This is a genomic window from Microbacterium sp. NPDC060132 (genome assembly GCF_042729675.1).
GTDB lineage: Bacteria > Actinomycetota > Actinomycetes > Actinomycetales > Microbacteriaceae > Microbacterium > Microbacterium sufflavum.
This window is the reverse complement of the sequence record NZ_JBHWXU010000001.1, coordinates 377,354-390,380: the sequence shown is the minus strand read 5'-3', so window position 1 is coordinate 390,380 and position 13,027 is coordinate 377,354. Positions and strand designations below refer to the sequence as shown.

Annotated in this window: 13 protein-coding genes; 3 read left to right on the top strand and 10 right to left on the bottom strand. The window is 72.0% G+C overall.

The window, feature by feature from the left end:
- Positions 1-24: 24 nt before the first annotated feature.
- Complete coding sequence (locus ACFWCH_RS02015; RefSeq protein ID WP_136034750.1) at positions 25-552, top strand: hypothetical protein; 528 nt, start codon at positions 25-27, stop codon at positions 550-552.
- Positions 553-587: 35 nt separating this feature from the next.
- On the opposite strand, the gene ACFWCH_RS02010 is transcribed toward ACFWCH_RS02015, so the two are convergent.
- The 6 genes from ACFWCH_RS02010 to ACFWCH_RS01985 all read right to left on the bottom strand — a co-directional run bounded on the left by ACFWCH_RS02010 (position 588) and on the right by ACFWCH_RS01985 (position 7,250).
- Positions 588-1,535, bottom strand: coding sequence for a carbohydrate ABC transporter permease (locus ACFWCH_RS02010; protein ID WP_206252735.1), 948 nt, complete (start codon positions 1,533-1,535; stop codon positions 588-590).
- On the bottom strand, positions 1,532-2,497 hold the full coding sequence (locus tag ACFWCH_RS02005; protein ID WP_205812595.1) for a carbohydrate ABC transporter permease: 966 nt from the start codon (positions 2,495-2,497) through the stop codon (positions 1,532-1,534). Before ACFWCH_RS02005 ends, ACFWCH_RS02010 begins: the two co-directional genes overlap by 4 nt.
- A 6-nt stretch (positions 2,498-2,503) precedes the next feature.
- A complete protein-coding gene (locus ACFWCH_RS02000; RefSeq protein WP_247637734.1) occupies positions 2,504-3,874 on the bottom strand; it encodes an ABC transporter substrate-binding protein in 1,371 nt (456 codons plus the stop codon).
- A 39-nt stretch (positions 3,875-3,913) separates the two neighbouring features.
- A complete protein-coding gene (locus ACFWCH_RS01995; RefSeq protein WP_378802793.1) occupies positions 3,914-5,611 on the bottom strand; it encodes a glycoside hydrolase family 13 protein in 1,698 nt (565 codons plus the stop codon).
- Between the two features lie 140 nt (positions 5,612-5,751).
- Positions 5,752-6,756 (bottom strand): LacI family DNA-binding transcriptional regulator, encoded by a 1,005-nt coding sequence (locus tag ACFWCH_RS01990; protein ID WP_136035510.1) that lies wholly within the window; start codon positions 6,754-6,756, stop codon positions 5,752-5,754.
- A gap of 68 nt (positions 6,757-6,824) precedes the next feature.
- Positions 6,825-7,250: a VOC family protein gene (locus ACFWCH_RS01985; RefSeq protein ID WP_378802792.1), complete on the bottom strand. Its 426-nt coding sequence runs from the start codon at positions 7,248-7,250 to the stop codon at positions 6,825-6,827.
- A gap of 104 nt (positions 7,251-7,354) precedes the next feature.
- Between ACFWCH_RS01985 and ACFWCH_RS01980 the strand changes: the two genes are divergently transcribed.
- On the top strand, positions 7,355-8,671 hold the full coding sequence (locus ACFWCH_RS01980) for an MFS transporter (protein ID WP_378802791.1): 1,317 nt from the start codon (positions 7,355-7,357) through the stop codon (positions 8,669-8,671).
- 7 nt (positions 8,672-8,678) lie between these two features.
- On the opposite strand, the gene ACFWCH_RS01975 is transcribed toward ACFWCH_RS01980, so the two are convergent.
- The 3 genes from ACFWCH_RS01975 to ACFWCH_RS01965 all read right to left on the bottom strand — a co-directional run bounded on the left by ACFWCH_RS01975 (position 8,679) and on the right by ACFWCH_RS01965 (position 10,988).
- The gene (locus ACFWCH_RS01975; RefSeq protein WP_378802790.1) at positions 8,679-9,200 is read right to left on the bottom strand and encodes a hypothetical protein; all 522 of its coding nucleotides are present in this window, start codon (positions 9,198-9,200) and stop codon (positions 8,679-8,681) included.
- Between the two features lie 82 nt (positions 9,201-9,282).
- Complete coding sequence (locus ACFWCH_RS01970; protein WP_378802789.1) at positions 9,283-10,077, bottom strand: alpha/beta hydrolase; 795 nt, start codon at positions 10,075-10,077, stop codon at positions 9,283-9,285.
- Positions 10,078-10,154: 77 nt separating this feature from the next.
- Entirely contained in the window at positions 10,155-10,988 is an 834-nt protein-coding gene (locus tag ACFWCH_RS01965; protein ID WP_378802788.1) for a zinc-ribbon domain-containing protein, read from the bottom strand.
- A 68-nt stretch (positions 10,989-11,056) separates the two neighbouring features.
- Between ACFWCH_RS01965 and ACFWCH_RS01960 the strand changes: the two genes are divergently transcribed.
- Positions 11,057-11,572: a GNAT family N-acetyltransferase gene (locus ACFWCH_RS01960; RefSeq protein WP_247637728.1), complete on the top strand. Its 516-nt coding sequence runs from the start codon at positions 11,057-11,059 to the stop codon at positions 11,570-11,572.
- Positions 11,573-11,587: 15 nt separating this feature from the next.
- On the opposite strand, the gene ACFWCH_RS01955 is transcribed toward ACFWCH_RS01960, so the two are convergent.
- Positions 11,588-12,988, bottom strand: a complete 1,401-nt coding sequence (locus ACFWCH_RS01955) for a threonine/serine exporter ThrE family protein (protein WP_136036643.1) — start codon at positions 12,986-12,988, stop codon at positions 11,588-11,590.
- Between the last annotated feature and the right edge of the window lie 39 nt (positions 12,989-13,027).

Genomic DNA, 13,027 nt, shown 5'->3' with positions numbered 1-13,027 from the left:
TCCCGTGTTGGTAGCATCCCGCACATGAGCTCGCCGGAACCCGCCCCCTCTCGGCCGCCGCGCGACGAGGCCGTCGAGCGGGCCGCGCTCAAGGAGCGCGTGTACGCCACCTTCACCGGGCTCGCCATCGTGCTCGTGCAGAACGCGAACGCGGAGCACACCAGCGCCGCGCGGGCCACGGTCACCCTGCTGGTCGGCATCGTGGCGATCGCCCTCGCCGGGTTCGCGGCCGACCTGATCGCGCACCTCGCGACCCACGGCCGCTTCCCGCGCGGGGCCGAGCTGACGGAGCTGCTCCGGCTCACCGGCACCGCCATCGGCTCTGCCGCGATCCCGCTGCTCGTCCTGCTGGCGGCGGTGCTCGACTGGATCGAGCTGCAGACCGCGCTCACCATCGCGTCGGTGGTGTACCTGGCGATCCTGGGAGTCATCGGCTACGTCGCGGTCCGCCGCACGGGCCTGAGCGGATGGAAGCAGCTGATCGCGATGGGGATCCTCGTGGGGCTCGGCGCTCTCGTCGTCGTCGTGCAGCAGCTCGCACACGGCCACTGAGCGACGGTCGCGGCGCCGGCCCCGTCGGGGCGCGGTCAGCCCTTGACCGCGCCGCCCAGTCCCGCGGAGCGCAGGAACACCGACTGGAACAGCAGGAACATCGCGATCGGGATGAGCGTCGCGATCGCGAGGGCCGCGAGGAACACGTCGAGCTCGGTCTGCGACTGCACCGCCGGGAGCCGCACCGACAGCGGCTGCACCGCGGGGTCGGGCAGCACCAGCATCGGCCACAGGTAGTCCTTCCACGCCGCGATGATCGCGAACACCGACACCACGCCGAGGATGGGCTTCGACATCGGCAGCACGATCGACCAGAACAGCCGGAACGGCCCGGCACCGTCGGTGCGTGCCGCCTCGAACACCTCGCGCGGCAGCGAGTCGAAGAAGCGCTTCACCAGCAGGATGTTGAACGCGTTCGCCCCCATCGGCAGCCACACCGCGAGGTAGTTGTTGAGCAGGTTCACGTCGCCGGGCAGCGGCGGGTTCACGATCGTCAGGTACAGCGGCACCAGCAGCACGATCCCGGGGATGAACAGCGTCGCCAGTACGAGCGCGTTCAGGATCGGCGCGTAGCGGGGTCGCAGCACCGACAGCGCGTACCCGGCCGTGGTCGCGACGAACAGCTGCACGAACCACGCGCCGAGCGCGATCACCACCGTGTTCAGGAAGTACTGGTCGATGTGGATGTCGTTCCAGGCGGTCTCCAGGTTCGCCCAGTCGATGCCGTTCGGCCACAGCGCGAACGGCTGCTGCAGGGTGTCCTGGGTGGGGGTCACGGCGGACTTCGCGAGCCACAGGATCGGCCCGAGACCGGCCACCACGAGACCCACCGCGAGGAACACGTGCGTGAGGGTGAGGCCGACGCGGATGCCGGGGCGCCGACGCTCGGAGGCGGAGATCACGGTGCGGTCGCCCACGGCGTCGGCGGCTCGGGCGGCCGCTCGTTCCGCGGCGCGGGAGGACAGGCGGGTGGTGAGGCTCACGTCGTGCTCCAGCGGTCGGTCAGTCGGAAGTAGAGCCAGGACAGGACGGCCAGCACGATCGCCAGCAGCACCGAGACCGCCGTGGCCTCGCCGTAGTCGCCGCCCAGGCTGTTCCGGAACGCCTTGTCGTAGATGTAGAGGAGCACGGTCTTGGTCGCGCCCGCCGGCCCGCCGCCCGTGAACAGGAACGGCTCGAGGAACACCTGCGCGGTGGCGATCACCTGCAGGATCAGCATGATGAAGAGGATGCCGCGCAGCTGCGGCAGCGTGACGTGCCACACCTTCTTCGCGATGCCGGCGCCGTCGACCTCTGCCGCGTCGTACAGCTCAGGCGGCACGCCGAGCAGCGCGGCCAGGTAGATGATGATCGATCCGCCGGCCCCGGCCCAGGTGGCCTCCAGCACGAGAGACGGCATCGCCTGCACCGCGTCCTGGATCCACGGCTGCGGCGGGATGCCCACCCACCCGAGCACGGTGTTGAACACGCCGGACGGGTCGGCGCTGTAGAAGAACTTCCACAGCAGCACCGCGACGACGGGCGGGATCACGACGGGGAGGTAGGCGAGGGCGGAGTAGATGCCCTTGCCGCGCCGCACCTCGCTCATCAGCACGGCCATCAGCAGCGGCAGCGGGAAGCCGAACAGCAGCGCGAGCACCGCGAACCAGAGCGTGTTGAGCACGGCACGGCCGAGCTCCGGGTCGCCGATCACCGCGAGGTAGTTGTCGAACCCGACCCACTCGGAGACGATCAGGTTCGTCTTCTGCAGGCTCATGATCACGGACTGCACGATCGGCGACCACGAGAAGAACACGAACACGAACAGCATCGGCAGCACGAACACGAGGTTCGCGAGCCCGCCGCCGCGCAGCCACGTGAGCGGCGAGCGGCGACGGGTCGGGCGCACAGCGGGCGGCGGAGGGGTGTCCGCCGCCGCCCGCTGCTCGGGGAGCGTCATCGTCATGGAGCGTTACTCGTCGAGCTTCGCCTGGGCGTCGGTCTGCGCCTGGGCGAGCAGGGCGTCGATGTCGGCGTCCTGCTGGGTGAGCACGGTCTGCACCACCGCGTCGAGCAGCGCGTAGACCTCCTGGGTCTTCACCTTCGGCTCGCCCACGGGCGTCTGGTCCCAGATGCGGTCGCTGAACGGCTTCATCTGGTCGACCGGAACGTTGATGTAGTCCGCGATCCACACCTGCGACTCGTCGTACAGCTCACGGCTGAGCACCGGCAGCAGCGGGGTACCAACGGCCTGCCCCGACTCGTCGAGGGTCTTCGCGTCCTGCACGGCCGCGTCCTCGTCCATCAGCTTCTGCATGTAGTACCAGTCGATCCAGGTGACAGCGGCGTCCTTGGTGGCGTCGTCGACCGTGGGGCTGATCACCGCGATGTCGCCGCCGCCGAGCGTGCCGGGGTCGTCGCCCTCCATCGGCACGACCGTCATGCCGTAGATCTCCGAGTCCATGCCGAAGTCGCGCACGAGGGCGGTGTAGATGTCGGAGCCCGAGGTGTACATGCCGATGTTGCCCGCGGCGAACTCCTGGTTGATGGTGCCCCAGTCGAGGTCGACCTTGGAGCCGAACGACCCGTCCTCCCACTTCACGTCGTGGAGGAACTGGAGGGCGGCCTTGGTGGCGTCGTTGTCGATCGTGGACTCGGCGGTGCCGTCGCCGTTGTCGGTCTGCGTGCGGCCGCCGCGCGCGACGGTCTGCGAGGTGAGCTGCCAGCCGCCGGTGTTGTTGATCGCCATCTGCGCGTAGCCGGCCTTACCGGTGGCGTCGGTGATGGCCTTGGCGGCCTCGCGGATCTCGTCCCACGTCTGCGGCGGGTCGTCGGGGTCGAGTCCGGCCTGCTCGAACAGGTCGCGGTTGTAGTGCAGCGCGGCGGCGTAGGCCTGGCGGGGGAAGCCGTAGATCTTGCCGTCGTCGCCCGTGACGCCCTCGAGGATGATCGGGTTGAACTTGTCGGTGTACCCGAGCTCGTCGATCGCGTCGGTCACGTCCATGAGCTGGCCGTTCTCCAGCAGCGTCTTGGAGTCGGTGAACGGCACGGTGAACACATCGGGGAGGCTGCCGCCCGCGAGCTGCACGGCGAACGTCGGGCCCTCCCACTCGTACTCGACACCGATGATGTCGATGTCGGGGTGCTCCTTCTCGAACTGCTTCTCCTGGGCGGCGAACGCGTCGTACGCGGCGGCGTCGGCGCCGGGCGGGAACGTCGCGACGCGCAGCTCGAGCCTGCCGTCGGAGCCGGAACCGGTGTCGTTCGCGGAGCATCCGGCCAGTGCGCCCGCCGTGGCGAGCACGGCGATCCCGGCGACAAGGGCCTTCTTCGGTGACTTCATCGTCTGTCCTTCCATGTGATGCGGATCGGGTGGTGCGGGTCAGTGGGGCGCGCGACCGGTGCGCGCCGGGCGCAGCGTGAGCCACGCGGTGGCGTCGGCCGGCAGGGTGCCGTCGAGGGGCGTGCTGGACAGCAGCACCGCGTGGTGGGCGGGGAGCGGGATCGGCGTCGCACCGAGGTTGGTGATGCTGACGGTGTCGTCGCCGCGGCGGAACGCGAGCACGTCGGATCCGAGCTCGAGCCACGACAGCTCGCCGTTCGCCAGGTCGCGCACCTCGCGGCGCAGCCGGATGGCCGCGCGGTAGAGGTGCAGGGTGGAGGCGGGCTCGAGCTCCTGCGCGTCGACCGTGAGCCCGGCCCAGTCGGCGGGCTGCGGCAGCCACGGGGCACCGCCGAATCCGTACGGGCTCGCGTCGCCCGCCCACGGCAGCGGCACCCGGCACCCGTCGCGGCCGGGGTCGACGCCGTGCGACCGGAAGTGCATCGGGTCTTCGATCGCGTCGAGCGGCAGCTCCACCTCGGGCAGCCCCAGCTCGTCGCCCTGGTACACGTACAGGCTGCCGGGCAGCGCCGCCACGAGGAGGGCTGCGGCGCGCGCTCGCCGCAGCCCGCGCGCGGTGTCGGTCGCGGTGCCGAAGCGCTTGCGCTCGAACGCGAACGACGAGTCGGCCTGCCCGTAGCGGGTGACGGGGCGCGTGACGTCGTGGTTCGACAGCACCCAGGTGGCGGGGGCGCCGACCGGTGCGTGCTCGGCGAGGGTGCGGGTGATGGAGGCGCGCATGGCCGCGGCGTCCCAGGGCTGGGTCATGAACCCGAAGTTGAACGCCGTGTGCATCTCGCCGGGTCGCAGGTACCGCGCGAAGCGCTCGGCGTCGTCGAGCCACACCTCGCCGACGAGCACGCGCTCTCCGGCGTAGTCGTCGGCCACGGCCCGCCACTCGCGGTAGATGTCGTGCAGCTCGTCGCGGTCGATGTGCGGGTGGTTTTCCGCGGGGGCGGAGCCTGCGGGCAGGTCGGGCAGCGCGGGGTCCTTCACCGGCAGGGCGGCGGAGTCGATGCGCACACCGGCGGCGCCGCGGTCGAACCAGAAGCGCAGCACCTCCTCGTGCTCGCGGCGCACGTCGGGGTGGTTCCAGTTGAGGTCGGGCTGCTGCGGCGTGAACAGGTGCAGGTACCACTCGCCCGGTGTGCCGTCGGCGTTGCGCGTGCGCGTCCAGGTCTCGCCCTGGAAGCTCGACACCCAGTTGGTGGGGATGCCGGAGCCGTCGGCGCCGCGGCCGGGGTGGAACCAGAACCGTTCCCGCTCCGGGCTGCCGGGGCCGGCGGCCAGTGCCTGCCGGAACCACTCGTGGCGGTCGGAGATGTGGTTGGGCACGATATCGACGATGGTGCGGATGCCGAGCTCGAGTGCCTCGGCGATCAGCAGCTCGGCCTCCTCCAGGGTGCCGAAGCGCGGGTCGATGGCGCGGTAGTCCTGCACGTCGTAGCCGCCGTCGGCGAGGGGGCTGCGGTACCAGGGGGTGAACCAGAGGGCGTCCACGCCGAGGCTCTTCAGATACCCGAGGCGGGAGCGGACGCCGGCGAGGTCGCCGATGCCGTCGCCGTTCCCGTCGGCGAAGCTGCGCACGTAGATCTGGTAGATCACCGCGGTGCGCCACCAGCCCTCGTCCGTCGGGGGGACGGGCCGGGAAGCGGGGGCGGTGCTGCGCAGAACGTCGGTGTCCACGGGTCTCCTCATCGACGGTGATGAGTTGAATGTAGCTTTCCGAAGAGATTAACGCAAGAACCGGACAAAAGAATGAAAAACAGAAAGGACTCGAGGGCGTGCGAAAGCCCCCGGGGGAGCCCGCGGGGGAGGAGCGGCGGAACGCCGCCGATTCAGTGCAGCGGACCGGTGGAGGCGCGCAGCACGAGCTCGGGCTCGAACAGCAGCTCGTCGGCGGCCTGCGGCGTGCCCGCGATCTGCGCGAGGAGCAGCTCGATCACGGCCCGGCCCATCGACTCGATCGGCTGGCGCACGGTGGTCAGCGGCGGCTCGGTGCAGCTCATCAGCGCCGAGTCGTCGAAGCCGACCACGCTCACGTCGCCCGGCACGGACAGCCCGGCTCGGCGGGCGGCGCGCACGGCCCCGAGCGCCATCGGGTCGCTCGCGCACACCAGGGCCGTGGCTCCGGCGGCGAACAGTCGCGCGGCCCCCGCCTGGCCCGACTCGAGCGAGTAGAGGCCGCGCGCCACGAGCTCGTCGCTGAGCGGAGAGCCGAGCTGGTCGAGCAGTCGGCGGGCGGCGTCGAGTTTGCGGCGCGAGGGGATGTGGTCGTCCGGCCCGAGCAGCAGACCGATGCGCCGGTGCCCGAGCTGATGCACGTGGAGCACGGCCTGCTCCGCGGCGGCGACATCGTCGGTGGAGACGGTGGGGAACGGCAGCTCCGGCACGCGCGCGTTCACGAGCACGGTCGGCAGGTTCACCGCCCGCAGGCGCTCGTAGTGCTGGTGTGCGGCGTCGGCCTGGGTGTAGTTGCCGCCGAGGAACACCACGCCCGAGACCTGCTGGGCGAGCAGCAGGTCCACGTAGTCGGACTCGGTGACCCCGCCGGCGTTCTGCGTGCAGAGCAGGGGCGTGTAGCCGTTCTGGGTGAGCGCACCGCCGACGATCTCGGCGAACGCGGGGAAGATCGGGTTCTGCAGCTCCGGCAGCACGAGACCGACCAGGCGCGCCCGCTCGCCGCGCAGCTTCGTGGGCCGCTCGTAGCCCAGCACGTCCAGCGCCGTGAGCACGGCCTGCCGGGTGGCGTCCGAGACGCCGGGCTTATCGTTGAGCACGCGGCTGACCGTCGCCTCGCTCACGCCGACCTTGCGGGCCACCTCTGCCAGACGCTTCGACATGCGCTCAGTGTACGCAAGTCCTTGCAAGATCGCGCAAGCCGGTTGCGCTCACCCGCCGGGGCTCGCGCTCACTCCGACGTTGCGCCCGCGGACGTTCCGCTCTCGCTGCCGTTGGACGGTTCCCCCGCGAACGCGATCGCGCCCAGGAAGTTGTCGCTCGGGTCGCAGAACTTCAGGAACCGCGCGAAGCCCAGGTCCTCGATGCTGGCGATCTGCGTGTCGGACGCCCGCAGCCGCGCGGCCAGGTCGTCGAAGCGCTCCGTCTTGAGGAAGAGGGCCGGCTTCGTGTCGCCGTCCACGGTGACCCGCATCGGCGTGTACTCCGCCGCCTCCCAGAGCATGAGGTCGAGGCCGGGGTCCAGGCGCAGCATGGCGTAGGTCCCGTAGTGCGTGAGCACGCGGAAACCGAGCACGTCCGAGTACCAGCCGATGGCCTCGTCCAGGTTCTTCGCGGGCAGCTGGACATGGTCGAGGGCGGTGACGACGGGGGTCATGGGTGTCCTTCCGGGTGGGACTCCCAACCTATCCGCGGCCGCCGTGGGGAATGCCGCGTCCGATACCCGCCAGAACCTCGGGCGGCGGACTGCTGGCTGAGGGGATGCACCCGCGATCCCCCCGCCCTCCGCTGCCTCCGGCGTTCACGCGACTGTCCTGGTCGAGCGTCCTCACCCAGTTCGCCGAGCAGATCCCCTTGGTGGCCGTCCCGCTCACTGCCGTGCTGCTGCTGGGCGCCGACGCCGCGGGCACGGCGCTGCTCCAGGTCGCGCAGACCCTCCCGTTCCTGCTGCTCGCCATCCCGTTCGGGCTCCTCGTCGACCGTTCGTCTCCGCGCCGGCTCCTCCTGCTGTCCGAGGCGCTGCGCGCGAGCACGCTCGTGGCGGTGATCGTCCTCCTCGCCCTCGACGCCCTGCGCTTCGAGTCGTTGCTGGCCCTCGGTTTCGCGGGAGCCGTGGGCACCATGGGCATCAGCGTCGCGGTGCCCGCCGCCGTTCCGCGCACCGTCTCGCGCGATCGCCTGGTCGACGCGAACCGGTGGCTGGAGCTCGGGCGCAGTGCGGCGTTCATCGGGGGGCCGGCCGTCGCCGGTGCCATCGTGTCGCTGGGCGGCGCCGACACCGCGTTCGTCGTGGCGACCGTCGCCTGCCTGGCCGCGCTGGCCGTGCTCGCGCGCACCGACATCCCCGCCCGCGTGGCCGCACCCCGCACGACACCCTGGCGCGACATCGGCGAGGGACTGCGCTTCGCGTTCTCGCATGCGCTGCTGCGGCCGATGATCGTGACCTCCTTCGTGTTCAACGTGGGGTGGTTTCTGCTGCAGTCGGTGTTCGTGGTCTACACGCTCGACCGCCTCGGCATGACCCCCGCGACGGTCGGCGCCGCGATGGCCGTGTACGGCGGCGGCATGGTGATCGGCGCACTGCTCGCCCCGGTGCTGTCGCGACGGTTCGCGCTCGGCGCTCTGACGATGCTGGGGCCGCTCGGCGGGTTCGCCGCCGCGCTCCTGATGGCTGCGACGCTGTGGGTGCCGGCGCCGGCGTTCGCGTTCGCGGCGTATCTGCTGTTCGGGCTCGGGCCGGTGCTGTGGACCATCGGCACGACGTCGCTGCGTCAGGCGGTGACCCCGGTGTCGATGATCGGCCGGGTGTCGTCGGTGCTGGTCGTCGCCACGTACGGGGCCCGCCCGGTCGGCGCGGCGCTCGGGGCCGTGGTCGCCGCCGGGGTAGGAGTCGACGCGTGCATCGTGCTGTGCACCGGGGTGTTCGCCGCGCAGCTCGGCTATGTCCTGCTCTCGGCGCTGCGCCGGGTGCGGGAGATCCCCGCCGACGCCGCGGACGCTGCGGTCGGGGCGACACCGCCGGACGAGTCCGCGGGCGGACGGACGGCACCCTCCGCCCGGGGGTCCGCGTCCGAGTAGTTCCGCGTCAGACCCGACCCGATGGCGTGCGCAGCGCCCTGGCCTCGGCCCGGGTGATGCGCGCCTGGACCACGGAGGCGACGCCCAGCGCGGCGCTCACCACCACCAGCCCCGCGACCACGAGGAACAGCACGTTCGCGTCGATCGTGTCGGACTGCCAGCGCGACAGATCGGCCGGGAGGGGTGCGGGCTCGCCGAGGATCGACGTGATCGCCGGATCGAGCACGAGCGTCGCGACCGCGCCGATCGCCGTGACGATCGCGGCGATCCCGAGTCCGTTCAGCGGGAGGTAGCGGATGACCAGCGCCGCGATCCAGACCGGGATCAGCGCGATCGCGGCGATCGGGACGGCGACGGTCGCCCAGCGGTCGGCCCGACCGAGCGCCGCGAGCAGGATGAGCAGGAACAGGAGGATCGCGACGGTGCCCACGACCAGCGTGAGCAGCACGTTCAGCTGCCGGACCGCCGCCGTCCCGCGGCGGTGCTCGGCGACGAAGTCACCGAAGTCCTGCTTGGCGCTGTGTGTCATGACGCCGAGTCAAGCGCGCGGGCGGCGTGCGGTTCAACATCCCGGAGGAAGTGCGGACTCGACCGTTCGGCCAGTCCCGGAATCACGCGGGTGTGCGCCCGCCCGTCGCTCTATCGGACGACAGCCGCGGCTCGCCGATGCCGGAGGCGGTGAGGGCACCGAGGGTCTCGTCGAGCCACGCGATGCTCTCGGGAACCCAGCTCCGGGCGCGCGGCGAGAGGGGGCGCGGGTTCAGGTGCGCCGCCCCGGTCGAGAAACCGTGGGCACCGTACGAGTAGACGTGGGCCTCGAAGGGCACTCCGGCTCCGGCCAGCGCGGAGGCGAAGGCGAGCGTGTTCTCCACGACCGTCACGTCGTCGTCGCGCGTGTGGAAGAGGAAGGTGGGGGCGGTGTCGGCCGTGACGTGCTCCGCCGGGTAGGGCATGCCCGGTCGGCAGCGGTCGGCGATCTCCGGCAGGATCACCGGGTAGCCGAGGATCGCGGCGGCGGGCCGGTGCTCGGCCATGGTCGCCGCGACCGCCGCGAGGTGCCCGCCGGCGGAGAACCCGATGACGGCGATCTTCGTCGGGTCGAGGTGCCACGCCTCGGCGTTCGCCGTGAGCTGTGCCATCGCCTGCTCGTAGTCGTCGAGCGGGCGCGGCCAGGCTCCCTGATCGCCGACCGAATAGCGCAGCACGAACGCCTGATACCCCGCCGCGAGGAACGGGTAGGCGACGGGATCCGCCTCCCGGTCGCTGCAGTACTGGTAGCCGCCGCCGGGGAGGATCAGCACGGCCGGGCGCGCCGTGACCCCGGCGAACTCGCCGTCGACGGGCTGCACGTAGCAGGTGAGCGTGACGCCGCGCTCGGCGTTCAGGGTGACGGTCTCGCCGAGCATCGGGGCGGCCTTTCGGGGTCGGGTCGGGGTGGTCGTCAGGCTACCAAGCGCGGGACATCGCCGGGGGAGCGCGGCGCTCACGCGCGCAGATACGGGTCGACGAGGAGCGGGCCCCGGATCTCGCGGAGCCGCTCGACGAGCCGATCGATCGCCGCCCGGCCGAGCCCCGTGAGCTGCACGTCGTACGGGCCGAGGGGTTCGAGCGGACCGGTGCGCAGCCGCACGACCTCCCAGCCGGCGCCCCGCACCGCGCGGTCCTTGCGGCGGTCGGCCTCCTCGCGCTTGCCGACGTGCTCGAGCCCGTGACGGCCGACGGAGTCGTACTCGATCGCGACCCGCAGCTCGGGCAGCAGGATGTCGGGCCACACCTCGGCGTGCCGGAAGAACGGCCACACGACCTTGATCGCGTTGAGGCCATCGGTGAACTCCAGCCGGTCGCGCAGCATCGCGCGCAGCTTCGCCTCGGCCGCCGACGCGGGCTTCGGCGCGCACGCGCTGAGGAACGGGGTGCCCTTCGGCAGGTCGGGGGTCTTCGTGCACAGCGCGGGGGCGGGCTTCTTCGGGCGGGCGGGCAGCGCGCGAGCCTCGCCCAGCACCACCGGCTGCGGGCGGGCGAGCGCGGAGCACTCCGGACACCACGACGAACGCCGCCGCACGCGCCCCGGTCGTTCGCGCTGCTCGGTCGGGGTGGCCGCGAACCGGTGCCCGAGCGGACACTCCCAGCACAGCAGCACGTCGGCGGCCAGCGGCACCTGCGACAGCGCGATGCCGTGGTTCAGCTCCGGGTGGTACTGGCGGACGAGCTCGGGATACGCCGACCACGCCGACCGGTAGGTGCCCACCGCGTAGGGCACGGCGGCACCGCGCGAGAACTGGCGTCTCGCCCACCACGTCGGCACGGGATCTGGCATGCGGGAGACGGTAGGCGCGACCTCCGACATCGGTCGCGGATGTCGGAGGTCGACGGCAGACTCCCCGCATGGACACCCTCGCCCTGCGGCCGTGGTCGCCCGCCGACCTGCCGCTGCTGCACGCCGCCAACACCCCGGAGATGACCGCGCATCTCAACGGACCGGAGAGCGAGGCGGAGATCCTGGCGCGTCACGAGCGGTACCTCCGGCTGCAGCGCGACGGCGAGGCGCGGATGTTCGCGATCGTCGACGAGAGCGGTACGCCGCTCGGCTCGATCGGGCGGTGGAAGGTCGAGGGAAGCGCGGGCCCCTCATGGGAGACCGGGTGGTTCGTGCTGCCCGCGGCGCAGGGGCGGAGGGTCGCTGCGCGGGCGCTGTCCCTCCTCGTCGCGGAGGCGCGCGAGCACCACGAGGGCCGGAGGCTGCTGCTCGCGTTCCCCGCGGTCGACAACCCGGCCTCCAACGCGGTGTGCCGCCGCGGCGGGTTCGAGCTCGTGGGCGTGGCGACCGAGCGGTTCCGCGGGGCCGACCTCACCGTGAACGAGTGGGCGCTCGACCTCACCGCGACCCCTCGCGCGACCTGAGCCGCCGCGCCCGCGTCAGCGCCGCACGCGCGCCCTGGTTTTCGCGACGCCCGCGAGGGTCGCCCGCACGGGGGTGCCGAGGTAGAGGCCGAGGGAGGCGCCGGAGGCGAGCGCGATGCCGATCACCGCGGCGTCGATGAGCGAGCCGCCCGTGGCGAGCATCCCGGCGGAAGTGCCCGCCGCGTGCACCATCTCCAGCAGCCCCTGGAACACCGCGACCCCGGGCACGAGCGGCACGATCGCGGCCGTCGTCACCGCGACCGACGGCACGTGCAGGTTGTGCGCGATCAGCATGCCGACGAAGCTCGCCAGCAGCGCGCCGACCGCGCTCGCCGCCGCGGGGTGGAGGTGCAGCGCCACGGTGCCCGCGTACCCGGCGAGCGTCAGGGCGCTCAGCAGCGCGCTCACCAGGATGATCCGCAGTCCCGCGCCGTTGAACACCGCCACGGCGACCGCGATGATGACGGCACCGGCGAACTGGTTCAGCAGCGGCCCGAACGGGGCGGGGTCGTCGGGCAGCCCCATCGTGAAGCCGAGCACGCCGCCCAGCTCCAGTCCGACGAGGATGCCGATCACGACCCCGAGGGTCTGCATCGTGAGGTCGAGGATGCGACCGCCCGCGGTGAGCGCGAAACCGTCGATCGCGTCCTGCGCTGCACCGACCACGGTGAGTCCGGCGAGCATGAGCACGATGCCGGACGCGACGATGATCGACGGCCGGATGCCCACGAAGGGCTCGACGCCGGCGCTGCCCAGCGCGGACACCGCGACCGCGACGACCGTCGTCACGAACCCGCCCGCGATCTGGCTGAAGAACAGGGGCACCCGCAGCCGCGCGAGCCCGGCCTGGGTGAGCGCGGCGCACAGGGCCGCGACGAACGTGAGCCCGACGATGATCGGGGAGGCGCCCAGCATGATGCTCACGCCCACCGCGAGCAGCGCACGGGCCACGATCACGACCGGCTGCTGGTAGCGGAACGGCATCCGCCGGATCACGCGGAAGGCGGTGCGGGCCGACTCCAGGTCGAGCCCGGCGTCGATGTCGGCGACCAGGGCCTGCACGCGCTGCAGCTTGGCGTGGTCGGGGGCGGCGACCCGCACCACGCGCACCAGGGTCTCCGGCCACACCTCCCCGCTGAGGTGGAACGACACCGTGATCGAGTTGTAGGTGACGTCGACCTGCACGCCCTTGAGCCCGTAGGCCTCGCACACGCGGGTGATCGCGAGGGTCACCTCGTGCGCGGACGCCCCCACCGCGAACATCGACTCGCCGATGCGGGTCGCGAGGTCGAGCACGCGCGGCACGGTGCGCTCGTCGATGACGGGCAGGGCCTCGGTGTGCGCGACGCTCGACGGGTCGGTGTGCAGCAGCCGGCGGACCGAGGAGAGCAGTCGCTGGGGAGAACGCGCGGACATGGAGTCCATTCTCCCGCGCCGCGAGGGCGCCCCCGGTCG

What these genes read in the sequence shown, in the direction of transcription:
- ACFWCH_RS01990 (WP_136035510.1), bottom strand. Translation starts at nt 6,756, where the DNA reads ATGTCGAAGCGTCTGGCAGAGGTGGCCCGCAAGGTCGGCGTGAGCGAG.
- ACFWCH_RS01975 (WP_378802790.1), bottom strand. Translation starts at nt 9,200, where the DNA reads ATGACACACAGCGCCAAGCAGGACTTCGGTGACTTCGTCGCCGAGCAC.
- ACFWCH_RS01985 (WP_378802792.1), bottom strand. Translation starts at nt 7,250, where the DNA reads ATGACCCCCGTCGTCACCGCCCTCGACCATGTCCAGCTGCCCGCGAAG.
- ACFWCH_RS01995 (WP_378802793.1), bottom strand. Translation starts at nt 5,611, where the DNA reads ATGAGGAGACCCGTGGACACCGACGTTCTGCGCAGCACCGCCCCCGCT.
- ACFWCH_RS01970 (WP_378802789.1), bottom strand. Translation starts at nt 10,077, where the DNA reads ATGCTCGGCGAGACCGTCACCCTGAACGCCGAGCGCGGCGTCACGCTC.
- ACFWCH_RS02000 (WP_247637734.1), bottom strand. Translation starts at nt 3,874, where the DNA reads ATGAAGTCACCGAAGAAGGCCCTTGTCGCCGGGATCGCCGTGCTCGCC.
- ACFWCH_RS01980 (WP_378802791.1), top strand. Translation starts at nt 7,355, where the DNA reads ATGCACCCGCGATCCCCCCGCCCTCCGCTGCCTCCGGCGTTCACGCGA.
- ACFWCH_RS01960 (WP_247637728.1), top strand. Translation starts at nt 11,057, where the DNA reads ATGGACACCCTCGCCCTGCGGCCGTGGTCGCCCGCCGACCTGCCGCTG.
- ACFWCH_RS01955 (WP_136036643.1), bottom strand. Translation starts at nt 12,988, where the DNA reads ATGTCCGCGCGTTCTCCCCAGCGACTGCTCTCCTCGGTCCGCCGGCTG.
- ACFWCH_RS01965 (WP_378802788.1), bottom strand. Translation starts at nt 10,988, where the DNA reads ATGCCAGATCCCGTGCCGACGTGGTGGGCGAGACGCCAGTTCTCGCGC.
- ACFWCH_RS02015 (WP_136034750.1), top strand. Translation starts at nt 25, where the DNA reads ATGAGCTCGCCGGAACCCGCCCCCTCTCGGCCGCCGCGCGACGAGGCC.
- ACFWCH_RS02005 (WP_205812595.1), bottom strand. Translation starts at nt 2,497, where the DNA reads ATGACGATGACGCTCCCCGAGCAGCGGGCGGCGGCGGACACCCCTCCG.